The organism is Pseudomonas alloputida (genome assembly GCF_021283545.2).
GTDB lineage: Bacteria > Pseudomonadota > Gammaproteobacteria > Pseudomonadales > Pseudomonadaceae > Aquipseudomonas > Aquipseudomonas alloputida.
In genome coordinates this window covers 3,111,739-3,135,299 of sequence record NZ_CP128540.1, presented here as the reverse complement: position 1 = coordinate 3,135,299, position 23,561 = coordinate 3,111,739, and the positions used below count along the sequence as shown (strand labels likewise).

The window sequence follows — 23,561 nt, the reverse complement described above, 5'->3', positions numbered from 1 at the left end:
GAGAAGGCCCCGCACCCGGCCGTTGAATCAGGCGGTATCGCCTGTTCGGCCGTGGCGCACCACCTCCACGCAGAATTGCCCTTCGTAGGGGGGCACATGGCATTCGACGATATCCTGCGCCGCGACCTGCAGATGAATGCCGACGATATCGGCATGCACCGGTTGGCGGCAGACGTGGCGGTCGACGAGCACCGCGCTGATGAGGTGGCGCGCACCCAGTTCGGCGAGGTAGGCGCAGGTGCGTAGCAGAGAGTGCCCTTCGTAGAGCACGTCATCGACCACCAGCAAGGTGGTTCCGGCAAGGTCGAGCTTGGCGAGTTCCGGGTTTTCGGTGAGTTGAGTATGCGCATGCAAGAGGCTCAGGTCGTCTGCATAGCGCTTGACCTTGATCGGGTAGAGCGGCAATGGCGCAGCACCGTTCAGTGCTTGCAGGTGCAGTTGCAGGCGCTGCGCCAGCGGCTCACCACGCCGCTGAATGCCTACCAGCGCGACTTCAGACGTAGGCAAGCAGGCCATGGCCTGGCGGGCCATCGAGCGCAGCACACTGTCCAGATCGTCTTCGTCATACAGGCGAACCCTCGATGGAGCGGGGCGATTCATGGTGTTTTTCCTTTATTGGATATCACTCTGTTCGGGAGCCTACCCGGGCACCTTGAGGTGGGCTTGATAAAAGCCAAGTGATCGAATCGAAAACAAGCCCGTTTTGTGCATTACATGCGATAAGCCGTGATTATTCCACCTGAGGAAATGTTTGCAGTAGGGGTTTGCTATCGTCATAATTGGTACGTAATTACATGTTACATAACACAGTACAAAATCGTAGGAGCAAGCATGGCCCGTGGCGGTATCAACAAGGTGGTAGTGCAGCAGGCGCGTCAGGCACTGATCGCCCGGGGTGAGAACCCCAGCATCGATGCCATACGTATCGAGTTGGGCAACACCGGCTCCAAAACCACGATTCACCGCTACCTGAAGGAACTGAACGGCCAGCAGCCGGTGGCGTCCGAAGGCGGGGTCGCGCTGAGCGATGTGCTGAGCCGCCTGGTCGGGCAACTGGCAACGCAGCTGCAGGACGAGGCCGACCTGAAGATCGAGCAGGCCGAGAGCACGTTCACTCAACAGCGCGAGCAGCTTGAGGCGCAGCTGGAAATTGCCCGGCAGGCACTGGCCGCAGCGCATCAGCAACACAAGATCGATGCAGCGGCATTGGCCGCAGAGACCGAAAAACTGCTGTCCACGCAAAGCACGCTGCAGGCCGAACAGCTGCGCAGTGCCAGCCTCAACCAGTCGCTGGGTGAGTTGCAGGTGCGCCTGGCTGACAAGGACGAGCAGGTCAAATCGTTGGAAGACAAGCACCGCCATGCCCGCGACGCCTTGGAGCACTACCGCAATGCCAGCCGTGAACAGCGCGAGCAGGAACAGCGCCGCCACGAAGCGCAGTTGCAGCAGATGCAGGTGGAATTACGTCAGTTGCAGCAGGGCATGATCGTCAAGCAGGACGAACTTACCCGTTTGCACCGTGACAATGAGCGTCTGCTGGGAGAGCATCGTCAGGCGGCCAGCGAATGCCGGGCGCAGGATGAGTTGCTGGAACAACGCGATGCGCAGATCCAGGGCCTGCGCACCATCCTGGCCCAGGCACAAGGCGCCAGCGAAGAGATGCGTCGGCAGCTGGATGTGCAAGCCCAGAGCCTTGAAGCCAGGCGCGACGTGTGCGCCGAGCAGGCGCGGCAGTTGCAGTGGCTTGAGGAGCAGTTGAAGGCGCGTGACGAGGCGCTGGCGCAGTGTCGGGCGCAATTGGCCTCGGTTGCAGATTAATCAAACTTTTCCTGGCGAGTGGTTTCTTCCTTAGACACTCATCGGAGACAACGCCATGCCTGGATCTCAACCACCACACAAAGAGGGGCCTCACTCGGCCGAGCAGGCCGATAAAAAGGCCGACCTTGGTTTCGACCCCGACTCCCCGGATGCCGAAGACCCTCAAGTCGACCCACAGGGGCCGGCCAAGCCGCCTAGAGACATTGAGAAAAAGGAGTAAACCACGGCCTTGATTACCGGTCTCGTCGCCGGCAAGCCATGTGCGATCCCTTGGGAACCAGCTTGCCGGCGACGGTCACCACAGACGACTGTCAGCCTTCAGCGCGCCTGGCGGCCTCTACGCCCGCCGCCGACAGCTTGATCGGGTAGTGCACGCTGATCTGGTGATCATTGCTTACCGCCACGCTACCGTCATGAATCAAACCGGCTTCCTGCAACGTCTTGAGCATGCCGGCCACCGCCTTTTCACCGCGGTAGTTGTCCAGCACTTCCTTGCCTAGGCCTTCGGGGTGGGCATGCAGCAGGCGGGTAAGTACTTCGGTCTTCAATGCATCGTTACTCATGTGCGGCCTCACTTGCCGTGCTTGGACTGAAGGGCTTTGGCCTGTTCCAGGTGCTGTTCGAGTTTGGGCAGCGTTTCGCTGGCAAAGGCCTTCAGCTCGGCCTTGTCGGACGATGCAGCCTCTTTCTTGAACAGCTCCACCGCTTTTTCGTGAGCGTCGACCTGGTTGTTGAGGTACGACTTGTCGAAGGACTCATCGCGCCACTCCAGGATCACTTTCTTGATCTTGTCGGTCATCGCGGCCTCATCCGGAACCGAAATGTCCAGTTTGCGGGCAATGTCGCCGAGTTTCTGGTTGGCCTGGGTGTGGTCGGTGACCATTTGCTGGGCGAATGACTTGATCTCGGCGTTCTGGCTTTTCTCCTGAGCCAGCTTGCCGGTCACCACTTCGGCAATGCCGGCCTCGGTGGCTGCATCGACGAAATCATCGGAAGTCGCGGCCATTGCGTGCACCGATGCCAGGCCCAACACCATGGAAAAACCAACGCGTCTGATGAAGAGACTATTCATGCTTCACTCCTTTAAACCGTGGCGCGACCTCAATGTCGCGTACGGTTGAGGGTGAAGGCGGGGAAAAGGTTTAATCTTTTTTGCCGCCGGTTCCGGCCGTGCGACGCTGAACTATAGTGAAGACGGCGAACGCCGTAGGGCCAGGGATTCCAATGTGCGCAGCCAGGAAACAGGACGACGATGGGCTTTTCGCCATCAGTGGCGAGGGCCGCGCCGTGGCGCTGTTCCGCCTGGTACTGGCATTCATGCTGGTGGTGATGCTGGCATTTGTACTGGTGGAAGGTTGGCGCATCTGGCGCGACTACCGCTTTGCCTATAACAATGCCGAGAACATGGTCAGCAACCTGGCCCGGGCCACGGCGCAGCACGCCGAGGACGCTATCCGCCAGGTCGACGCCATTACCGGTGCCTTGGCCGAGCGCCTGGAAGGCGATGGTTTCGATCACATCGACCGGCCCCGCCTGCATGCCTTGCTGGCCCAGCAAAAACGCATCATGCCGCAGTTGCACGGGCTTTTCGTTTACGGCCCGGACGGCAGCTGGATCGTCACTGATCAGGCGGCCATCCCGCCCAAGGCCAATAACGCCGACCGGGACTACTTCGCCTATCACCGCAGCCATAACGACCCTGGTGTACATATCGGTTCGGTGGTTCGCAGCCGTTCCACCGGCGACCTGATCATTCCTATTTCCAGGCGCCTGGAGCATGCCGACGGCAGCTTCGCCGGCGTATTGCTTGGCACGATCAAAGTGGCGTGGTTCGTGCGTTACTACGGCGACTTCAAGATCGACGAGCGCGGCGCGCTGGTGCTCGCCAAGCGCGACGGCACCCTCCTGGTACGGCGCCCGTTCGTGGAACAGGTGATAGGCCGAAGTCTTGCCAACAGTGAGATCTTCCGCAACCACTTGCCGTATGCCACAGAAGGGGTAGCCGAGGCGGTAGCGGTCGTCGACGGTACCCCTCGGCTGTATGGCTATCGCGCGTTGTCCAGCTACCCGTTGGTCGTGGAAGCGGGGCTGTCGCGTGAATCCATTGTCGCGCCCTGGCGGTACGATGCGATCAAGTCGGTGGCGGTCTTGCTGCTGTTGTTGGTGGGGCTGGCAGCGTTTGGCGGTGTGGTGCTGCGCCAACTGCGCGAGCGGATCGTGATCGAGCGGGCGCTGCTCCAGGCTCACCAGACGCTGAAAGCGTTGGCCTTGACCGACAGCCTTACAGGGCTGGGTAACCGTCGGCGGCTGGATGGCGTGTTCGAACCTGAACTGCGCCGTGCACGGCGCCAAGGCTATCCCCTGGCACTGGTGATGCTGGACCTGGACTACTTCAAGGCCTACAACGACCACTACGGTCACCCGGCTGGCGACCAGTGCTTGCGACGCTTTGCCGAGGTGCTGCAACAGGCCTTGAAACGGCCGGCCGATCTGGCGGTGCGCTATGGTGGGGAGGAATTCACGCTGTTGCTGCCAGATACCGATGGCCGTGGCGCGGAACTGCTGGTGCAGGAGTTACAGCAGCTGTTGCGCCGTCAGGCGCTGGAACATGCCGCCAGCCCATTGGGAAGGGTGTCTTTCAGTGCCGGGATCGCGGTGGTCGACCTGGCGCGGGAGGGGGGCACTATCGAGGCGCTGGTCGCGGCGGCTGATGGGGCGTTGTACCAGGCCAAACAGCAGGGGCGAGATGGGTATTGCGTGGCCGGAAGTTTGGCGGCAGGGCAGAATTGCTGACCTGGCTGGAGATCGCGGGGGCGCCATGCGGCGCGATGAAAACTAGAGCCCCACGTTCAGACGCATTGCACAACGCCCGAGAAGACCGTGAGCATGCTCGCTGGCCAGGATGCCACGGAGTCGTTCGCAAAGCCGGCTTTCCTGAAGCATCTCAAACCCGAAACGGGCATAAAACGGCGCATTCCAAGGCACATCCACAAAGGTGGTCAGCGTCAGCTCGCGTACACCGGCGCAGCGCCCTGCATCGACCACTTGCTGCAGCAACCGGCGCCCGACACCTTGCCCTTGGGCCTCCTGGCGCACCGATATTTCATGAAGGTGCAATGCCTGATCCGCCAGCCGGGCGCAGGCAAAACCCACAATGCGCCCAGTCGCGTCCTGCGCCACCCAACTACCCCCTGCCTCGACGAAAGCCCTGTGCGCCGCGCAATCCATGACGTCGCCTTGCGCCAGCCAGGCCAGTGCCGGCCAACTGACAAAAGCCTGGGCTGCCGAGCGCTCGACGTCCGGCAGCCACGTGATGTCTGGTTCAAGGGTAGGGCGGATAAGCATGAATCACTCCTGTCGTTCTAATCCGTCGCCAGCACCTGCGGCTGTAATTGCCAGCGCACCGAGCTTACACCTTTCTCCAGGCTGACCCTGCTGACCAGGCGCTCCAGTTGCGCCGGCGCCTGCGCGGTGCCCAATAGCTCAGCGCGCACTTCCAGGCGCGCAGGGTTGTCCAGGTCCTGGCTCTGCAACGACTGCAGGCGCAGCTGTGGATCGCCCAGGCTGTGCAGCATCAGGCTACGCACCTGGATCTCGTCCTCGCCGCGGCAGACGATACGGACTTCGAAGTGCTGTTCCACCTCGCTGGCCGGCACCACGTCCTGACGGTCCAGGCGCTGGGCGATATCACGCAACAGGATGTTGGCGCAGAGCACCACCAGGCTACCCAGTGCCGCCTCCATCATCAGCCCAAGGCTGCACAGCACGCCGACCGCAGCCGTGCACCACAAGGTGGCCGCGGTGTTCAGGCCACGTACATTGAAACCATCGCGCATGATGACGCCACCGCCGAGAAAGCCGATGCCCGACACCACATAGGCTGCGACCCGCGACGCATCGGCAGGCGCCATGCCTGGCACCGCCTGGGTCATCAATACGAACAGGCAGGCACCGGTACTGACCAGCGCATTGGTGCGCAGCCCGGTCAGGCGTTGGCGCAATTGCCGTTCGGCACCGATCAGCGCCCCCAGCACCAGGGCAATGCTGACGCGCAGCAGAAATACTTTCCAATCCATAGCAAACCTCTTCCGCAGGCACACGCCCGCATGAACGCCATCAGTTGGCGCGGTTGAAATAACCAGAAATTGCGCAGGACCACGTGGAGGGAAGGAGAAGCGGGGGTTACAGGAAACCACCGTCTTGCCAGAGCGGCCAGACAGGGCAGAACACTGCCGGGCTAGCGCGCCACGCGGGCCTGTCGCAAGCGACTGGGGCTACTGTCCAAGGCAGGTCTCCTGTTGAGGAAGGCAAAATTGCGTCGCGGACCATACGCCGCAGGGCAGAGCAGGTCAAGGGCAAAAACATGACAATGGCTTCATCCGGGAACGGCCTGCTGCCGGTCACGCCCACATGGAAAAAACCCTGGGCAGCCGGTAACCTTGCGCCTTCCTTTGCCATCACCCGGACCGTTCCATGCTGTTCAATCTCGCCATATTGTTCGGCACCCTGGTGGCCATGGAGGGCGTTGGTACGCTGGCTCACAAGTACATCATGCATGGCTGGGGCTGGTGGCTGCACCGATCGCACCATGAGCCACACCTGGGCATGCTCGAAACCAACGACCTGTACCTGGTGGCCCTGGGGCTGATCGCCACGGCGCTGGTGGCGCTGGGCAAAAGTGGTTATGCGCCTTTGCAGTGGGTGGGCGGTGGTGTGGCAGGCTATGGAGCACTGTATGTACTGGCCCACGACGGTTTCTTTCACCGGCACTGGCCGCGCAAGCCGCGGCCGGTCAACCGCTACCTGAAACGCTTGCACCGCGCGCACCGCTTGCACCATGCGGTGAAGGGGCGCACGGGGAGCGTGTCGTTCGGGTTCTTCTATGCGCCGCCGCTGAAGGTGTTGAAGCAGCAATTGCGCAGCAGGCGCAGCCAATCGTGACGCATCCCTGGCACGCCCGGCACCTGCCGGGCATCGGGTGAAATCAGTTCACGGTTTCACCCTTGGGCTCAGCCGCCACATGCCCGCGGCTCACCCACCAGCCAAACCCGGCCGCGGTAAAGAACATGATCAAGCTGTACAACGCAGCCGGCACCGCCATGGTCGCGTTGTTCAGCAGCGAAGGGCTCAACGCCAGGGCAATCGCCAAGGTCCCGTTATGGATGCCAATTTCCATACCAATGGCAATCGCCTGGCGCTTGGAAATGTTCAACAGCCGCGGCACCCAATAGCCCACCGTCAGGCTCAGCAGGTTGAACAGCAGCGCCGCCAGGCCCACCACCGGTGCGTACTCGACCACTGTCTGCCAGTCCTTGGCCAATGCCAGGACGATGGTGAAGGCCAGGAACAGCGCAGCCACCAGCTTCATCGGTTTTTCCATGCGCGCAGCGAACGCCGGGGCGAAATGGCGAATCAGCATGCCCAGCGCCACCGGCAGCAAGACGATGGCGAACACCTGCATGACCTTGGCGAACTGCAGTGGAATAGCCTGGTCCGAGGCCATGAACCAGCTCAGCGACAGGTTCACCAGCAACGGCATGGTCAGGATCGCGATCAGTGAGTTGACCGCCGTCAGGGTGATGTTCAACGCCACGTCACCGTGGGCCAGATGGCTGAACAGGTTGGCCGTGGTACCGCCCGGCGAAGCAGCCAGCAGCATCAACCCCACTGCCAGGGCAGATTCCAGGCCAAAGCCGTTGGCGATCAGGAAGCACACCAGCGGCAACAGCAGGATCTGGCACACCAGGCCCACCACCACGGGCTTTGGATACTTCACCACGCGCGCGAAGTCAGCCAGGGTCAACGACAACCCAAGGCCAAGCATGATGATGCCCAGGGCAAGCGGCAGAAACGCAGTGAGCAGGGGCGAGGCGGTCATGAGGGGTATCTCGGGCGAAGGATCTGAAGCAGTGTAGGTCGGCCTTGATTGATAGCTAATTGCAAAGGGCCAGCTCTTGGTAACCGTTTGTTACCACGTGCAGCGGCTGGCGAGGCTGCATGCCGCATTGCAGCAGGCATGCTGGCGAAGTAGCATTCCGTTTTTACCTTAGGATTAGCCTGATATGCCGTTCCAGCAAGGTCTGCTTGCCACCCCGGTGCCGGCCCACGCCCGTCACCTGTTCTTCACCCTGCAGTCGCCCGAGGCGTTGCCTGCCGCGCTGGATGCCTTGCTGCCGCAGGTCGATGGCAAACAGTTGCTGCTGGGCGTAGGCGCCCCCTTGGCCAAGGCCCTGGGCCGGGAAATACCAGGCCTGCGCCCGTTCCCGCTACTGGATGCCGCGGTTGAGAACCCCAGCACCCAACACGCCCTGTGGCTGTGGCTGCGTGGCGACGAACGTGGCGACCTGCTGCTGCGCACCCAGGCCCTGGAGCAGGCGCTGGCACCCGCCCTGAGCCTGGCCGACAGCGTTGATGGCTTCCTGCACCGGGGCGGCCATGACCTTACCGGTTATGAAGACGGCACCGAAAACCCGACAGACGAAGAGGCGGTGCAAGCGGCCATTGCCGCAGATGGCTCCAGCTTTGCCGCGTTCCAGCTGTGGAAGCACGACCTGCAATACTTCAAGTCGCTGCCCCAGGCAGACCAGGACAACATCATCGGCCGTCGCTTGAGCGATAACGAAGAACTCGACGACGCCCCCGCGTCCGCGCACGTCAAGCGCACCGCCCAGGAAAGCTTTGAACCCGAGGCGTTCATGGTCCGTCGCTCGGTATCCTGGGCCGACCAACGCGGCGCCGGCCTGGCTTTCGTCGCCCTGGGCAAGAGTTTCGAGGCATTCGAGGTGCAGCTGCGGCGCATGAGTGGCCTGGAAGACGGCATCATCGACGGGCTGTACCGCTTCAGCCGCCCGCTGACGGGGGGCTACTACTGGTGCCCGCCAATGAGCGAGACGGGTGTCGATCTAAGCCCCTTGCTGCGGGCCTGATCTCTAAACATCCAGATACAGAAACACCCGCAGGCGAGGGACAGAGCGGCTAGGCTTGAAAATTTCCGATTCATGACGGGAGATTTTCCATGTACGCACGTCGTGAAGTCCTACGCGCAGGTGCAACATTGGGATTGCTGGCCGCCGCCAGCCCTTGGCTGCACGCTGCCGCGCCGGCGGGTTTGCTTGCGCGCAAAGTCCCGTCCACCGGTGAAGCGTTGCCGGTGATCGGTGCCGGTACTTCGGGCAGTTTCGAGGTAGAAAACGGTTCGCCCCAGTACCTTCAGCTCAAAACGGTGCTCAAGGCATTTTTCGAAGGCGGCGGCCGGGTGATCGACACCTCGCCCAACTACGGGGGCGCCGACAGCATTCTCGGCCAGTTGCTGGAAGAGGGCGGCTGGCACCGCCAGTGCTTCCTGGCCACCAAGATCGCCGCCAATAGCCGGGCTGAAGCCCAAGCGCAGTGGGCCGGCAGCCTCAAGAGCCTGCGCACCGACAAGGTCGACTTGCTGCAGATTCACAACCTGCGTGACTGGCAGACGCAGCTGCCTTATGCCCGCGAGCTGAAGCAGCAGGGCGGGACACGTTATGTCGGCATCACCCATTACCTGAACAGTGGCCACGACGAAGTCGCCCGTATCGTGCGCAGCGAGCCGCTGGACTTCATCCAGATCAACTACTCGGTCAATGCGCCGGACGCTGCCCGGGAACTGCTGCCGCTGTGCCAGGACAAGGGCGTTGCGGTGTTGATCAATCGGGCCTTCGACGATGGCCGGCTGTTCGCCCGGGTCAAAGGCCAGGCCTTGCCGGGCTGGGCCGCCGAAGCAGGCATCGGCAGCTGGGCACAGCTGTTTCTCAAGTTCGCCATCAGCCACCCGGCAGTGACCACGGTCATACCCGCTACCAGTCGGCCTGACCGCCAGCTCGATCAGCTCAAGGCCGGGCATGAGCCAATGCTCACCCAAGCGCAGCAACAGGCGCTGATCACACAGTTTGCCTGACATCATGCAAGCCTGGCGGCGGCGCCTGGACCAAGGGCTGAACATTCAGCCTGGTGAGGGGCCGGCGGTCATCGCCGGCTTGTTGCTGTTCTACCTGCTGTTCACTGGTTACTTCATGCTGCGCCCGGTACGCGAAACCATGGGCGTTGCCGGTGGCGTGGAAAACCTGCAGTGGCTGTTCACCGGCACCTTCATTGCCACGTTGGCGTGCCTGCCGCTGTTTGGCTGGCTGGCCTCCAGGGTGCAGCGCAGGCATATCCTGCCTTGGACTTATGGTTTTTTCGCCAGCAACCTGTTGCTGTTCGCGGCACTGTTGGCCGGTAACCCTGACGACCTCTGGACCGCCCGGGCGTTCTATATCTGGCTGTCGGTGTTCAATTTGCTGACGATCTCGCTGGCCTGGAGCGTGCTCGCCGATCTGTTTTCCACCGCCCAGGGCAAGCGGCTGTTCGGTCTGCTGGCAGCCGGGGCCAGCCTGGGCGGGCTCAGTGGCCCCGTGCTTGGCACGTTGCTGGTGGCGCCGCTCGGCCATGCCGGGTTGTTGGTGCTAGCGGCGGTGCTTCTGCTGGGCAGTATCGGCGCGACACTGTTCCTGCAACGCTGGCGAGCACGCCAACCCATTGCGATGCAAACCGAACACCAGGGCTCGCGGCCACTGGGTGGCAACCCGTTTACCGGCGCCAGCGCCGTACTGCGCTCGCCCTATCTGCTAGGCATCGCTTTGTTCGTGGTATTGCTGGCCAGCGTCAGCACGTTCCTGTACTTCGAGCAGGCGCGTATTGTCAGCGAAACCTTCACTGACCGCACCCGGCAGACACAGGTGTTCGGCCTGATCGACACGGTTGTGCAGGCCCTGGCCATCCTCACCCAGGTCTTTCTTACCGGGCGTCTGGCCCGTCGGCTGGGTGTCGGTGTGTTGCTGGTTGCAGTGCCGCTGATAATGGCTGCCGGCTTCTTGTGGCTGGCACTGGCCCCGGTGTTCGCCCTGTTTGTGGTGGTGATGGTGGTGCGGCGGGCAGGTGAATACGCATTGGTGCGGCCAGGGCGGGAGATGCTGTTCACTGTGCTGTCCGCCGAGGACAAGTACAAAGCCAAGAACTTCATCGACACCGTGGTCTACCGTGGCGGCGATGCGCTGAGCGGCTGGGTCAAGCGTGCGCTGGACGTGATGGGCGAACACCCGCAATTGGCGATGCTCATCGGCGCGTTGCTTGCCGTGGGCTGGGGCGCGACAGGCGCTTGGCTGGGCCGCCGGCAGGCGCGCATGGATAGCCCGCCGCACCACTGACACGCGCACCAAATATGGCGATGCCGCTTATTTAACGCCACCGGTCCGAACCTCTCGTAATAAAGCGAATCTGCCGATATCGCCGAACTCCGAATCTGTGTACGGCATCTTGCCGTGCATTCCGAAGTCATATGAGGTTTGAACACCATGGCCACTAAAGACAACAGCCGCACCGGCAATCAACAAGGCAGCCAAGGCGGTAACAAGAACCCGGGCAATTTCGCCAATGACCGTGAAAAAGCCTCCGAAGCCGGTCGCAAAGGCGGCCAGTCCTCGGGCGGCAACATGCCCCACGACCGCGAGTCGGGCCACAAGGGCGGCCGTTCGTAACTGACCGAGGCGCAGTGCCGGGGCGACCTGGCACTGCAATTATCCAAGGGGGTACTCCATGCGCCTGACTCCACTGATCATCCTGATGGGTTCGCTGAGCTTGGTCGGCGGCTGTTTCGACCGCGACAATGACCACCCTGGTAAAGATTCCGACCCCAGTAAACCTTCGCTGCAGATGCAGCAACCTGATGCCAAGCCTGCACCGCAGCCTGCGCCCGACCCCGAGCCGATGCCGGGGCAGAAGCCGAGCCAGTAAGAAGACAAGGAGCACGGTATGACGGTGATGAACCGCAATACTGCAAGCGCTGCGCAAGTGGTCACCGAATCGACCAGCCTGCGACAACGCTACCAAGCGCTGCTCGCAGGCCAGGATGCTGGCAGCGGCTCATGGCTGGAGGAACAACTGGCGGGTGCCGCGAGCATGCCGGACGACTTGCCCGACACACCGGCCGAGTTGCCGGCCTGGAGCAAGAAGCATACCGCCGAGGTCGCCAAGGCCTACACCGTTTACCGGGCACAACGCCGTCAAGGTATGCCCCGGCGTTACTTTTCCAACCGCGCCCACGCATTGTGGTTCCTGCAACAGGTTGCGCCTACCAAGGCCGTGGATGGCGCCTGGCTACAGGGCACCCTGCATCACTGGCGCGATCCGCGTTACCACGGGCTGATTCGCACCTATCTGGAAGAGCTCGGCAACGGTGATCCACGCTGCAACCATGTGCTGATCTATCAGCGCCTGCTTGCTCGCCTGGGTTGCGTAGAGGCCATGCCCCTGGATGACACGCGGTATCTGCAAGGGGCCCTGCAACTTGCCCTGGGGCAGCACTGCGACACTCACCTGCCAGAGGTGGTTGGCTACAACCTCGGTTATGAGCAGCCACCGCTGCATCTGCTGATCACCACGTACGAGCTGGCCGAACTGGGCATCGACGGGCAGTATTTTCAGCTGCATGGGACCATCGACAATGCCGCCAGCGGCCACGCCCGCCTGGCAATTCAGGCGCTGAACCAGCTAAGCCCCGCGCATGATCCGCAGGCGTTCTACGCCAGGGCGCGCTTAGGCTACCGCCTGAATGACCGGGGTATCGCCACGCCAGACCTCATCCGCCAGTTCGACCTGCAAGGCGAACTGTTTGCAGCCCTTGAACGCAAGCGGGTCTATGGCCAATTGATGCATGCCGACCATTGCCGCCTGCAGCAGCGCACGATCAATCAATGGCTGGCCGAACCCGGCGCCATGCCCGCATTCGTTGCCGCATTACAGTCTCATGGCTGGATCCGCAGAGGGCAGCCGCCAGCGAACAGCCGCTGGTGGACGCTGATCGACGGGCCGACGGCGGCGATGTTCGGAGTTTTCAACGCCTATGAAAAACAGCTATGGCATGACTGGATCGCCGACGATTGGCAGCCGTCCATCCGCCGCGTATCACCTGGCAGTTGGGGGCTGCCTGAGGAGCCTGAAGATATACCCTATGACGCCTTGAATATGGACCCCAAGGCCTTGATCCAGAGGATGGCCGGCAACCGCCACGCCACCCCAGACGGATTGTGTGCCACGCGCGCCTACATGCGCGTAACCGGGCTGCGCCAGGAGGAACCGCGTTGATGATGCTCACTCACCGGCAAATCGAGGCAGACCAGGCGTTGCTACAACTGGGACAGCGCCTGCGCGCCGATGGATACCGCTTTACCTGCGTGACACCCGCCACCCACGCGCGTGTCAATGCCCGCGAGGGCTGCGGGCAGGCCAGCACCCTGCGCGATATATTCGGCTGGAGCCGACCTTTCGAGCCAGGTTTGCTGTCGGCAGATCAGTTACTGTTGCTCGAACGTGCGCAGGCGTTGGGTGCCCAGGGTGAACGGCTGATCAGCACGGTACGCTGGTCCAGCCTGGATGAATTTCTGTTGCTGCATTCGGCGTTTCCAACCGACGCCCGCGATGCCGTGTTCTTCGGCCCGGACAGTTACCGCTTTGCCCAGGTCATTCACGAGCACCTTCAGCACTGCCCCGCGCGGGTCGAGCATGCAGTGGATATCGGCTGTGGCAGCGGGGTGGGCGCCTTGCTGATTGCTCGCGCCGCCCAGCACGCTCAGGTCAGCGCCGTTGACATCAACCCCCTGGCGTTGCGCTATACGGCAATCAATGCAGCCTTGGCGGGTGTGAGTAACCTGTCGGTCGAGCCCAGCGACTTGCTGGACGGTATCAGCGGTACGTTCGACCTGATCGTTGCCAACCCGCCCTACATGCTTGACCCCAACGCCCGCATCTACCGTCACGGTGGCGGCGCGCTAGGCGTCGACCTGTCGCTACGTATCGTGGAGCAGGCTCGCGATCGGCTGAGCCGCCACGGTACGTTGCTGCTATACACAGGGGTGGCCATTGTCGAAGGCCGCGATGCCTTGCTCGAAGCCATCCGCCTGCGTCTGGCCGGTCCGGATTGGGCTTGGGTGTATCGGGAAATCGACCCCGACGTATTTGGCGAGCAACTGGCTGAACCAGGCTACGAACAGGTCGAGCGCATCGCCGCCGTGGCGCTCACCGTTACCCGCAGCCGCTGAGGCAGCATGATCCGGCCCTGTACGTTCGGCATCGAGGAAGAGTACCTACTGGTGAACCTGGGCTCGGGTCAGGTTCCGGCCACACCGTCACCCGCGGTGATGGGGCGCTGCCGTGAAGCACTGGGCCGCTATTTCGCCCAGGAAATGTTCCGCAGCCAGATCGAGCTGGCGTCGCCGGTGTTCACCAACCTGTATGAAGCACGTGAGTTTCTCCAGCGCAACCGTCAGCGGCTGCGCGTGGCATTGGCCGAAGAGGGGATGGGGCCATACGCTGCGGCAAGCCACCCCTGCGCCGCGTGGCTGCTGCAGAAGCCCGCGGCACAAGGGCACTATAAGCAGCTGTTCGACGACTACCGCCATGTGGCAAGGCGTAGCCTGCTCAATGGCCTGCATGTGCACGTTGGCGTGCCGCCAGCTTGTGACCGCATGCAACTGATCAACCGCCTTCTGCCCTGGTTACCGTTGTTACTGGCGTTGAGCACTTCGTCGCCCCTGTGGGCTGGCCAGCCTACCGGGTACTTGAGCTATCGCCGAGTGATCTGCGGTGAGTGGCCACACATGGGCTTGCCCGAAGCATTGCCCGACTGGGCCGCCTATGAGCGCTACCGTGCCCTGTTGCAGCGAACCGGTGCACTGGCTGCCGATGGCGACCTTTGGTGGGCACTCCGGCCTTCGCGGCGCTATCCGACAGTGGAGTTGCGCATCTGCGATGGCTGCCCGAATCTGGAAGACGTTCTGTGCATTGCAGCACTGTTTCGCCACCTGGTTGAACACAGCATTGCCTACCGCCATGACCCGCTACCCTGCAGCCGCGAATTGCGCTGGATCGCCCAGGAGAACTACTGGCGTGCCATGCGCCATGGGCGCCACGCACAATTCATAGGTTGTCACGAGCAGCAGCCGGTCACGGCGCAAGGCTGGCTCGCCCAACTGCAGGCCCAGATACCCATAGACAGCGCGGACGCCGAGCGCGCCTGCCAGCACGCCCTGCACGTGCTGCGCCATGGTACCCATGCCGATCAGCAATTGCGCTGCCTGGCACAGGCCAGGGCAGACGGGCTTGGCAAAGGGCAGGCGCTACGCGCCGTGGTGGCTGCCGGGACTTGCATTTAGCCCGGGTTGACCGACAATGGCCGCGCCCTTTGCAGCCACTCGGAAACACCTGCTCCATGATGCTTATCAAGCAATTCCCCGACATTTCCCTGAATGACACGCTGTTCGTCTTTGCGCTTGAGGCCGAGGCTGGCGATGTCTTTACCGAGGTGAACACCGTGTTCACCGGCATTGGCAAGGTCAATGCCGCAATCGCCCTGACCAAGGCGATCGCCACGCGCAGGCCCAAGCTTATCGTCAACCTGGGCTCGGCTGGCAGCCAGCGTCATGGCAAGGGCGAAGTCGTGTGCTGTAACCGCTTCGTACAACGCGACATGGATGTGACCGCGCTGGGCTTTGCCCGTTATGAAACACCCTTGTCCGACACCCCGGTGGTACTCGAACACGGGGCGGCAATACCCGGCCTGGCTGTGGAAACCTGTGGCAGCGGTGACAGCTTCGAGATCAACCATGGCGACGCGCCTTACGACGTGGTCGACATGGAAGCCTACGTGCTGGCATTGATCGCGCGGGGTGAAGGTATCCCGTTCGTGTGCCTTAAATACATTTCCGATGATGCCGGCAGCGAAGCCGCGGGGGATTGGGCGGTACAAGTGCACCTGGCGGCCGAAGCGTTCAAGCGGGTGCTGTTCAGCCAGGCGTGACGGTTGCCGCAGGGCAGGGCAGCTAAACCTTTGTCGCCCGACGCAGTCACTTCTGGTATCAGCAGGCAACCCTGGGAGCACCCTCATGGCTCGGGCAATCTGGAAAGGCGCCATCAGTTTTGGCCTTGTGCACATCCCCGTGGCACTCAATACCGCCGTGCGCACCGAGCGCGTGGACTTCGACTGGCTGGACAAGCGCAGCATGGAGCCGGTCGGCTACAAGCGGGTGAACAAGGTGACCGGCAAGGAAATCGACAAGGACAATATCGTCAAGGGCGTAGAGTTCGAGAAGGGCCGCTATGTGGTGATCAGTGAGGAGGAAATCCGCAAGGCCCGGCCCGAAACGACCCAGACGATCGACATCTTTTCCTTTGTGGAAGCGGGCGATATTCCGCTGCAGCATTTCGATACGCCGTACTACCTGACCCCGGACCGCCGTGGCGGCAAGGTGTATGCCTTGCTGCGCGAGACGCTGGAAAAGACCGGCAAGGTGGCACTGGCCACCGTGGTATTGCATACCCGGCAGCACTTGGCGCTGCTGCGGCCTCTGGACCATGCGCTGGTGATGATCACCTTGCGCTGGCCTGAAGAGGTGCGCGGGCTGGAAACGCTGGAGCTGGATGCCAGCGTGACCGACAGCAAGGTGGAGAAGCGTGAGCTGGAGATGGCCAAGCGCCTGGTAGAGGACATGAGCGGGCCCTGGAAGCCTGAGGATTATCATGACACCTTCCGCCAGACGATCATGGACCTGGTGGAAGAGAAGGCCAGCAAGGGCAAGATCGAGGCGGTGGAGAAGGGCGACACAGGGGCGGCCGAGAAAGGTGCGGACATCCTCGACCTGACCGAACTGCTCAAGCGCAGCCTGGGTGGCAAGAAACCGGTGAAGAAGACGCGAAAGGCTTCATGAACACGGCCAATGCCATTGAGTTCAAGACTGCGCCTGCAACCCAGCCAGGTAATCACCAAACCCCTCGCGGGCGCGGCTGTCACGTCGACTGCTGGTGGCCACACTATGCCTGGCGGTCCAGACGATCTGGGCGCCGCTGGCCTGTAGGTCGCTGACCAGCTGCACATCTTCATGCGCCGCGAGGGGCTGAAAGCCACCCACACGCTCATAGGCATCGGCACAAACCCCCAGGTTTGCGCCGTGCACATGCCGATGCCCTTCACACGCCTGGTAGCGGCTCTGGTACAGCTTGCGCAGCGCGGCTGTCTGCCAGGGTTGCCAGTACTCGACATGCACGGTGCCGCAAACCACCTCGGCGCTACAGGCCAGCTGCGACAGCAGCCAGTGCGCCGGGACCCGGCTGTCCGCATCGGTGCACGCCAGCCATGTGGCGCCACGCTCGACCATGTGCGCGGCCCCCACACGACGTGCCATGCCGACATTACCGGCATCCACCTCCAGCGTGTGTACACCGAAACGCCGCGCCACGGCGGCGCTGCCGTCGCTGCAGCGGTCCAGTACCACCAGCACTTCCACGTGCAGTCCCGCTTGCTGCGCCTGCCGGGCAGCCACCAGCACCGCCCGCAGGCATCGCCCAAGGCGGCGGGCTTCGTTATGTGCAGGGATGACAACGGCAATCATGGGCACGTCTCGTCGAGATCGACGACGCTTGGCTGGCATGACCAGTATTCCAGCAAAAAGTCCGCCTCCTCATGCCGAAACTGCTGATGCAACGGCAAATGTCGGGTCAATAGGCGGTGCACTTCGCGACCGTCCTGCGGGCAACCCGCGATAGGGTGCTTCCAGTGGCAGGCCAGCAGCGCACCGTCGTAGCTGAGGCTGGCCACCGATTGTTCGATCACCTGCAGCCAGTCGGTGGGATCAAGGTAGTAACCCACCTCGCTGAGCACGATCAGGTCAAAGCGGCCGCCGGGCCAGTCCCCCGGTAACCGGGCCCGTTCGACCGAGGCATTGTGCACGTGAGCCAGGCGTTCACGGGCCAGGCCTACGGCCGTCGGGTCCAGGTCCTGGCACAGCAGTTCGGCACAACGCTCGGCCAGCAGCGCGCTGAGCTCCCCATTTGCGCAAGCAGGCTCGAACACGCGCTGATAGCACTGGCGTGGCAGGCTGGCCATCACCAGCTCGCGTTTGCGCCTCTCGTACCAGCGGGTGCGAAAGGCCCAAGGGTCTTCATTGGTGGCGTATAGCTCGGCAAAATACTGTGGATCGAGGCTCATGACAGCTCCATTCAAAGGAACACCAGTTCGAAAGGTTGCAGAAGGCAATCCAGCAGGTGCGGCGGTAGCACCGGCGGCTGCTCGCCGTCCGGCTGCAGCTGGCTGGCGTGGGCGGCCAAGGCCTTGCGCTTGCGTGCCAGACGGCTTTCATCAAGCTGCACGCGGTGCGCACGGGGCCATGGCAGGCGCGGGTCGTCAGGCTCAGCCCAGTGCCAGGCCCAGACCGGTACCTCAGCCAAGTGCACCCCACGGGTTGCCGCCGCCTGCGCAGCGGCGCGGCCGACGGCCTCGTGATCGCAATGACCGTCACTGCGCCAGGTGGCCATCAGCAGGTCATCGGCGCGCAGTAACTGGGTGAGGTGACGGGTCAGAAACGCTTCTTCGCGCGGCAACTGGCCGTCCTTCAGGTGGAGCCTGCGCCAGTCCAGGCGTTCAAGGTCCAGGTCGAGCTGTTGCAGGGCCAGTCGGCTTTCCTGGGGGCGCTGGCGGCGCAATCGATGTTCGGTCCAGTGACTGGAGCCGGGGTGGCTGCCTTCGCCGTCGGTGGCGGAGATCAGCACCAGCTCATCCTCACGCCCCTTGAAGCCTGCCAGCAGGCCGCCAGCCATGAGAATTTCGTCATCCGGATGCGGCGCGATCAATACCAGCCGGCGCCCCGGCGGGCACAGTTGGCGTGAGTCGAGCCAGGTCGCACGCGCCAGGTGCGCGCTTTGCTGCCAGGCTGCCCAAGGCGTGCCGCCCGCGGACTGGATCAGGTTCTGGCTCATAGTTGCCACACCCCGGCTGGCAACTGGGCCAGCTGCTGGCCCAGCATCGCCAGATCACGCTCGGCGTGGCTCTGACGCAGGAACACCGGCAGGTCGGCGCTCAGCCGGGCAAAATGACTGCTGCGACAGAACGGCGTGGCCCCCAAGGCACGTCCGACGTGGCTTATGACCTGCTCTACGGCCTGTTCTACCTGGGCGCGGGTGCGGCGAACTTCGAAACTGGCATCCACACCGGGCTGTTGATCGATCCAGGCAGCACATTCACGCAGTGACGCACGGGCGCCATGCAACGCAGCGTCCACAGCGCCCAAATGCGCATCGGCATGCGGGTCTGGGCGAGGTTTGCGGCAATGTTCACGCAGGTAATCCGCCAGCGCCTCGGCTGCGCCGTACCAGCAGGCGGCGATACCCGCACCGCCTTGCCAGAAGCCAGGGCGCGAGAGGTATTGGCCTGGCGTGCCGATGAGCGTGCCTGGGGTATCGTTGAACGCCACCTCGACACTGGCGGTAGTGGCCATGCCAACGGCCTGCCAGTGCTCAATGTTCAGGCCCTGGCTTGGCTGTGACAGCTCGATTGCCACCAATTGCGGCTGCTCGGCCTCATCCCAGGCAGTAATCAGCGCGCGATCGATCTGCAAGGCACCGGAACACCAGGCCTTGGTGCCGTTGAGACGCACCTGGTCGCCGTCGCGCGCTGTGATGTGGACCCGCGCATCGGGTGGCTCTGCCGCCCACACGCCCCAGATGCCGTCGTTGGCGTGGTGCGCTGCGCCGCATTCCGCCAGGATCGCCAAGGCATCGGTATGGCCCTCATAGAGCTTGGCCAGTGCCAGGTCACAGCCGGCCACCCGTGCCAAGGTCTGCCAGCGACGCAAGGTGTTGCCTTGCCCCGGCAACGGTAGCAGGTCGAGGTGATCAGCTTGCAGCGCCTGGATCAGTTGCGGCAATTGGGTATCGAGGTTGAGCGGTAGCTGGCGTTCGCCAAAGGTGCGTAAAAGGCGGTCAAGGGTGGTCAGGTTGAAGTCCTGAACGATGCTCATGGGCGTGGCTCCCGGGTCGTGTCCAATCGCAGGGGCATCATCATTCGAGCCCTAGCTGCTTGCGCATGCGCGCGGTGATCGACTGGCGTACCTTGCCCATGTCGGCCCAAGGGTCGTCGACCTCCGCCAGATGCTCGTGCAGGTTGGTGATGTTCCATTGGTTGGCGGCCTTGATTTGCGCCAGTTCCTCACGCCAGATAGGTACCGATACTGGCAGCCCGTCACGGGCTCGCAGTGAATAGGCGCACGCCGTGGTAGCGCCCTTGCCGTTGCGCAGGTAGTCGATGAAAATGCGTCCCACGCGATTTTTCGGCCCCGACACCGCGCTCAGGCGCTCCGGAAACAGCTTGGCCAGGTAATTGACGATGGCGTGGCTGAAGTCCTTGACCTCGTCCCACCCGGCTCGCCGGGTCAAGGGCACAACCACGTGAATACCCTTGCCACCACTGGTTTTCAGGAACACCTTCAGGCCCAGTTCGTCCAGCAGGGTGAGGGTCAGTTGGGTCGCCTCCACCATGGCCTTCCAGGGCAGCGCAGGGTCAGGGTCCAGGTCGAGGACAAAACGGTCCGGTTTATCGAAATCCTTGTCTGTGGCGTTCCAGGTGTGCAGCTCCAGCATGTTCATCTGCACCGCACCCAGCAGCGTATCGGCGCGATTGATGACCATCGCTGCCTGGCCGGCCTCGGCCTTTTCGTAGCTGAGTACGTTGGGTATGTACAGTTGGCCCGCGTTTTTCTGGAAGAACAGCTCGCCGCCCAGGCCGTCCGGGGCGCGCACCAATGCCACCGGGCGGTGCTTGAGCTGTGGCAGGATCCACTGGCTGATGCCAGCGTAATACTCGGCGACTTCGCGCTTGGTCACACCCGTGGTGGGGTCGATGACCCGGTCGGGGTGGGTCAGCCGCAGTTCACCCAGGTTCTCAGACGCCTTGGCCTGCTTGTTGCGGTTGGATACAGTTTTTGCGGGCATGGCGCGCTCCAGGTCAATGGCGGTTGCCGCCTTGTCATCGCGCAGGCCGTGGAACACCGAATGGCGCACGATGCCGTCACGGGTCATCTGGGCAAAGGCGACTTCCGCCAACAACTGCGGTCGCAGCCAGTGCACACCACGCGCTTCGGCTCCGGCAGGCGGCGAGGGCAGGGCTGGCCTGGCGATTTCCAGGGGCTTGAGCCGCGCGTGGATGCTGGCCAGTGTCGTGGCATTGAAGCCGGTACCGACCTTACCGGCATAGCGCAGCTGGCCACTGTCGTTGTCGTGCAGGGCCAGCAGCAGGGCACCGAAGCCGCTGCGGCTGCCTTTGGGGTCGGTGTAGCCGACGATCACGAACTCCTGGCGTTGCTTGCACTTGAGCTTGATCCAGTCCGGGCTACGGCGGCCGCTGTAGACACTGTCAACTCGCTTGCCGATCAGGCCTTCCAGCTTCAGCCGGCAGGCACTGTCGAGCAGTGACTGGACAGGTTCGTCGAAGTCGGCGGAATACTTGATGACGTCGCAATGGTTGTGCTCAAGCAGTTGGCGCAATGTATTGCGGCGGTTCTGCAGCGGTAGCTGTCGCAGGTCCTGGCCGCCCAGAAATGGCAGGTCGAACAGGTAATAGGTGATGCGTTCGTCGTGCTCGGTATCGAAGGCGTTCTGCAACGCCTGGAAGTCAGCCATGCCATTCTCATCAGCCACCACCATTTCGCCATCGAGCCAGGCCGAGTCGATGCCCAGCGCGCGCAGGGCGGCAACCTGCCGGGGCATCTTGCTGCTCCAGTCATGGCCGTTGCGGGTGAACAGGCGGATGTCCTGGCCCTCGATGCGGGCCAGAATACGGTAGCCATCGAACTTGACTTCGTAGCGCCAGTCGCCGCTGGGGGGAGAGTCCACCAACGTTGCCAGCTGTGGCTGTAACTGTGCTGGCAAGGGTGCAGCCTGAACTTTGTCGGCGCGTTTACGGCTGCTGCGCGGGGCAGTGGCTTTTTTTGCAGCGGATTTGCATGGCACCAGCGTGCGCTCGCTGAGCACGCTGTCGGGCAGGGCCTCGACAATGCTGTACTCGGTTTCGCTGCACGCCTGGGCGTCGTGCGACTTGACCAGCATCCATTGTTCTTTCTTGCCGGCCAGGTGGGTGCGAAACAGGTTCCACACGCCGCCTAGCTTCTCACCCAGCAGGCGGAATCGCAGCTTGCCTTTGGCGTAGGCTTCATGCGCGTCGCCTTCAGGCTCCCAGATACCGCGGTCCCAGACGATCACGTCCCCTGCACCATAGTGGCCTTCCGGGATATGGCCCTCGAAATCGGCGTAGTCCAGCGGGTGATCCTCCACATGCACCGCCAGGCGGCGCACCTTGGGGTCCAACGACGGGCCTTTGGGGATCGCCCAGCTTTTCAGGGTGCCATCGAGCTCCAGGCGGAAGTCGTAGTGCAAATGACTGGCGTCGTGTTTCTGGATGCAGAACTGCAGCGCATGGGCCCGTTTGCCACGTTTGCGTTTGCCGCTGGGCTCGGGTGTGGCGTTGAAGTCGCGCTTGCGCGCGTATTCCTGCAGGGGCTTGGCCATGGCGGGCTCCGGGCAGATCAAGGTCTCTAAGGTGGGAGGCGCCGGCCGAGGCGGTAGTTCAAAAAACTCTGAATCTTCCGTGAGCTGGCGTAGTCGACCGAATGAAGCCACCTGATGGAGAACGCACATGACCCGACCCGATGCACCTAAGCCATACACTCCCACCGAAATCGATGACATCGAAGACCGCATGGGCAGCGTGCATGAGCTGGATTTCGATGAACGCCTGGAAGAGCGCGAAGGGCGTGTGGGCGACGAGCGACCGGCCGCCGAGGTCGACCGTGAGTTTCCCCCCCGGCGCGTGGCGCAAAGTGGCATGACCGGCGGCGAGGCGCTGAGTGACAGCCTGCATGAGGACAATGTCACCTACGACGATTTGAGCCCGGACACCCTGCTGGACGAAACCGGTGCCCGCGACCCCCACGAACCGGGCGGCAGTGGCGGCCCGGCAGACCAGCGTCTGCGCGAGGTGGATGCCGATGAGATCGGTGGCGGCATTGGCCTGGACGAGGCCGAACTGGCCCGATCCGCGCCGCTGGACGGGGTGCCCTGGACCGATGAAGTGATTGACGACGAGGAGAGCAAGCCATGAACGATCAACGCTGCGCGTGTACGCACTGTTCCTGCACTGTGGATGCCAATGCCTTGCAGCGCGACGGCAAGGCCTATTGCTGCGAGGCCTGCGCCAGCGGCCACCGCAAGGGTGAGCCCTGCCGGATGCAGGACTGCCATTGTGGTGAGAAGCCGGGCGAGAGCGCGGTGGACAATGCGTTGGATGAAACCTTCCCAGCGAGTGATCCGATCTCGCCCTGAAGCAGAATAGGCGGGCTGCCCTTGCAGGCGATCGCCCCGCCCTTTGATCTAATTCTGGGAGCGGGCTTGCGCTGGCTCCCAGCCTTTTGCCCTAGTGGGTCTGCCAGACCCCGTTATTTCGCTCACAGTCACTACGGGCCTGGCCGAGGCTCGGGGTATCGTAATAGTAAGTGATCACCCGCGCATCCTTGGGCAACGCCGGCTTCTCGCCACCTATTGCCTTGGGATTGGCCAATGCCTCGGGGGTCAGTGGAGCGATGCAGCTGCCGACACTCCCATCGGCGCACCGCGCTATTTTGCTCTTTTCGCTATTGAGCATGTCCTTGCTTTCGTTGCTGCATGACCAGTTGATCGCTTCGGCGGGTATGTTGCTGTAGCTGTAACAGGTGTGCCGCTCCACCGGCGTCACGGCGTCGCTGGAGGAGCGAGTCAGCACATTGCAAGCTTCGGCCCAGACCTGGCCGCTGGCCAGGCTGGCAACCATCATCATCAAGGCAGGAACACGCATTTTCCACCTCCAGGGCACAAGGCCCTCG

Annotated in this window: 27 protein-coding genes and 1 pseudogene; 16 read left to right on the top strand and 12 right to left on the bottom strand. The window is 62.8% G+C overall.

Annotated elements, in window-relative coordinates:
• Positions 1–27: 27 nt before the first annotated feature.
• Positions 28–600, bottom strand: a complete 573-nt coding sequence (locus LU682_RS14320; protein WP_010954122.1) for a bifunctional pyr operon transcriptional regulator/uracil phosphoribosyltransferase PyrR — start codon at positions 598–600, stop codon at positions 28–30.
• Between the two features lie 231 nt (positions 601–831).
• Here LU682_RS14320 and LU682_RS14315 point away from each other — a divergent pair, with 231 nt between their 5' ends.
• Positions 832–1,818: a DNA-binding protein gene (locus LU682_RS14315; protein WP_010954123.1), complete on the top strand. Its 987-nt coding sequence runs from the start codon at positions 832–834 to the stop codon at positions 1,816–1,818.
• Between the two features lie 55 nt (positions 1,819–1,873).
• A complete protein-coding gene (locus LU682_RS14310) occupies positions 1,874–2,038 on the top strand; it encodes a DUF6021 family protein (RefSeq protein ID WP_010954124.1) in 165 nt (54 codons plus the stop codon).
• A 91-nt stretch (positions 2,039–2,129) separates the two neighbouring features.
• Here the strand turns inward: LU682_RS14310 and LU682_RS14305 are convergent, their stop codons facing one another.
• Both LU682_RS14305 and LU682_RS14300 read right to left on the bottom strand, forming a co-directional pair.
• On the bottom strand, positions 2,130–2,381 hold the full coding sequence (locus LU682_RS14305) for a hypothetical protein (RefSeq protein ID WP_049587893.1): 252 nt from the start codon (positions 2,379–2,381) through the stop codon (positions 2,130–2,132).
• Positions 2,382–2,389: 8 nt separating this feature from the next.
• On the bottom strand, positions 2,390–2,890 hold the full coding sequence (locus tag LU682_RS14300) for a DUF4142 domain-containing protein (protein WP_010954125.1): 501 nt from the start codon (positions 2,888–2,890) through the stop codon (positions 2,390–2,392).
• 152 nt (positions 2,891–3,042) lie between these two features.
• On the opposite strand from LU682_RS14300, the gene LU682_RS14295 reads away from it, so the two are divergent.
• On the top strand, positions 3,043–4,611 hold the full coding sequence (locus tag LU682_RS14295) for a sensor domain-containing diguanylate cyclase (RefSeq protein ID WP_010954126.1): 1,569 nt from the start codon (positions 3,043–3,045) through the stop codon (positions 4,609–4,611).
• A gap of 42 nt (positions 4,612–4,653) precedes the next feature.
• Here the strand turns inward: LU682_RS14295 and LU682_RS14290 are convergent, their stop codons facing one another.
• Both LU682_RS14290 and LU682_RS14285 read right to left on the bottom strand, forming a co-directional pair.
• A complete protein-coding gene (locus tag LU682_RS14290; RefSeq protein ID WP_010954127.1) occupies positions 4,654–5,163 on the bottom strand; it encodes a GNAT family N-acetyltransferase in 510 nt (169 codons plus the stop codon).
• Between the two features lie 17 nt (positions 5,164–5,180).
• A complete protein-coding gene (locus LU682_RS14285; RefSeq protein ID WP_004374444.1) occupies positions 5,181–5,894 on the bottom strand; it encodes an MgtC/SapB family protein in 714 nt (237 codons plus the stop codon).
• Positions 5,895–6,291: 397 nt separating this feature from the next.
• Here LU682_RS14285 and LU682_RS14280 point away from each other — a divergent pair, with 397 nt between their 5' ends.
• Entirely contained in the window at positions 6,292–6,759 is a 468-nt protein-coding gene (locus LU682_RS14280) for a sterol desaturase family protein (protein WP_004374446.1), read from the top strand.
• 43 nt (positions 6,760–6,802) lie between these two features.
• Here LU682_RS14280 and LU682_RS14275 read toward each other — a convergent pair whose 3' ends face one another.
• The gene (locus LU682_RS14275) at positions 6,803–7,696 is read right to left on the bottom strand and encodes a bile acid:sodium symporter family protein (protein ID WP_010954129.1); all 894 of its coding nucleotides are present in this window, start codon (positions 7,694–7,696) and stop codon (positions 6,803–6,805) included.
• A gap of 184 nt (positions 7,697–7,880) precedes the next feature.
• Between LU682_RS14275 and LU682_RS14270 the strand changes: the two genes are divergently transcribed.
• The 10 genes and pseudogenes from LU682_RS14270 (at position 7,881) to ku (ending at position 16,586) form a co-directional block, all read left to right on the top strand.
• Positions 7,881–8,744: a Dyp-type peroxidase gene (locus tag LU682_RS14270; protein ID WP_010954130.1), complete on the top strand. Its 864-nt coding sequence runs from the start codon at positions 7,881–7,883 to the stop codon at positions 8,742–8,744.
• 89 nt (positions 8,745–8,833) lie between these two features.
• Positions 8,834–9,745, top strand: a complete 912-nt coding sequence (locus tag LU682_RS14265) for an aldo/keto reductase (RefSeq protein WP_049587890.1) — start codon at positions 8,834–8,836, stop codon at positions 9,743–9,745.
• Between the two features lie 4 nt (positions 9,746–9,749).
• Positions 9,750–11,033 carry an NTP/NDP exchange transporter gene (locus LU682_RS14260; protein ID WP_010954132.1) on the top strand — a complete coding sequence of 428 codons (1,284 nt, stop codon included), beginning with the start codon at positions 9,750–9,752 and terminating at the stop codon, positions 11,031–11,033.
• 204 nt (positions 11,034–11,237) lie between these two features.
• Positions 11,238–11,363, top strand: a pseudogene (locus LU682_RS14255) (con-10 family general stress protein); the annotation flags it as partial.
• Positions 11,364–11,421: 58 nt separating this feature from the next.
• Positions 11,422–11,619 (top strand): hypothetical protein, encoded by a 198-nt coding sequence (locus tag LU682_RS14250; RefSeq protein WP_049587889.1) that lies wholly within the window; start codon positions 11,422–11,424, stop codon positions 11,617–11,619.
• An 18-nt stretch (positions 11,620–11,637) separates the two neighbouring features.
• Complete coding sequence (locus tag LU682_RS14245) at positions 11,638–12,969, top strand: iron-containing redox enzyme family protein (protein WP_060489225.1); 1,332 nt, start codon at positions 11,638–11,640, stop codon at positions 12,967–12,969.
• Positions 12,969–13,922 carry a methyltransferase gene (locus LU682_RS14240; protein WP_049587888.1) on the top strand — a complete coding sequence of 318 codons (954 nt, stop codon included), beginning with the start codon at positions 12,969–12,971 and terminating at the stop codon, positions 13,920–13,922. Before LU682_RS14245 ends, LU682_RS14240 begins: the two co-directional genes overlap by 1 nt.
• A gap of 6 nt (positions 13,923–13,928) precedes the next feature.
• Positions 13,929–15,035 (top strand): carboxylate-amine ligase, encoded by a 1,107-nt coding sequence (locus LU682_RS14235; RefSeq protein WP_010954135.1) that lies wholly within the window; start codon positions 13,929–13,931, stop codon positions 15,033–15,035.
• A 56-nt stretch (positions 15,036–15,091) separates the two neighbouring features.
• Positions 15,092–15,679 carry a phosphorylase family protein gene (locus LU682_RS14230; RefSeq protein ID WP_012052320.1) on the top strand — a complete coding sequence of 196 codons (588 nt, stop codon included), beginning with the start codon at positions 15,092–15,094 and terminating at the stop codon, positions 15,677–15,679.
• Positions 15,680–15,764: 85 nt separating this feature from the next.
• A complete protein-coding gene (gene ku, locus LU682_RS14225; protein ID WP_060489227.1) occupies positions 15,765–16,586 on the top strand; it encodes a non-homologous end joining protein Ku in 822 nt (273 codons plus the stop codon).
• 21 nt (positions 16,587–16,607) lie between these two features.
• Here the strand turns inward: ku and LU682_RS14220 are convergent, their stop codons facing one another.
• The 5 genes from LU682_RS14220 to ligD are packed head-to-tail and all read right to left on the bottom strand — an operon-like array spanning position 16,608 to position 22,212.
• Positions 16,608–17,267: a glycosyltransferase family 2 protein gene (locus tag LU682_RS14220; RefSeq protein ID WP_010954138.1), complete on the bottom strand. Its 660-nt coding sequence runs from the start codon at positions 17,265–17,267 to the stop codon at positions 16,608–16,610.
• A complete protein-coding gene (locus LU682_RS14215; RefSeq protein WP_010954139.1) occupies positions 17,264–17,863 on the bottom strand; it encodes a class I SAM-dependent methyltransferase in 600 nt (199 codons plus the stop codon). The genes LU682_RS14220 and LU682_RS14215 overlap by 4 nt, the downstream gene beginning before the upstream one ends.
• Positions 17,864–17,874: 11 nt before the next feature.
• A complete protein-coding gene (locus LU682_RS14210; protein WP_010954140.1) occupies positions 17,875–18,630 on the bottom strand; it encodes a PIG-L deacetylase family protein in 756 nt (251 codons plus the stop codon).
• The gene (locus LU682_RS14205; protein WP_010954141.1) at positions 18,627–19,670 is read right to left on the bottom strand and encodes an acyl-CoA dehydrogenase family protein; all 1,044 of its coding nucleotides are present in this window, start codon (positions 19,668–19,670) and stop codon (positions 18,627–18,629) included. The genes LU682_RS14210 and LU682_RS14205 overlap by 4 nt, the downstream gene beginning before the upstream one ends.
• A gap of 40 nt (positions 19,671–19,710) precedes the next feature.
• Entirely contained in the window at positions 19,711–22,212 is a 2,502-nt protein-coding gene (ligD, locus tag LU682_RS14200) for a DNA ligase D (RefSeq protein WP_010954142.1), read from the bottom strand.
• 127 nt (positions 22,213–22,339) lie between these two features.
• Here ligD and LU682_RS14195 point away from each other — a divergent pair, with 127 nt between their 5' ends.
• Positions 22,340–22,804: a hypothetical protein gene (locus LU682_RS14195; RefSeq protein WP_049587885.1), complete on the top strand. Its 465-nt coding sequence runs from the start codon at positions 22,340–22,342 to the stop codon at positions 22,802–22,804.
• The gene (locus tag LU682_RS14190) at positions 22,801–23,025 is read left to right on the top strand and encodes a metallothionein (RefSeq protein ID WP_004576227.1); all 225 of its coding nucleotides are present in this window, start codon (positions 22,801–22,803) and stop codon (positions 23,023–23,025) included. The genes LU682_RS14195 and LU682_RS14190 overlap by 4 nt, the downstream gene beginning before the upstream one ends.
• Before the next feature lie 91 nt (positions 23,026–23,116).
• Here LU682_RS14190 and LU682_RS14185 read toward each other — a convergent pair whose 3' ends face one another.
• The gene (locus LU682_RS14185; RefSeq protein ID WP_049587883.1) at positions 23,117–23,533 is read right to left on the bottom strand and encodes a hypothetical protein; all 417 of its coding nucleotides are present in this window, start codon (positions 23,531–23,533) and stop codon (positions 23,117–23,119) included.
• Between the last annotated feature and the right edge of the window lie 28 nt (positions 23,534–23,561).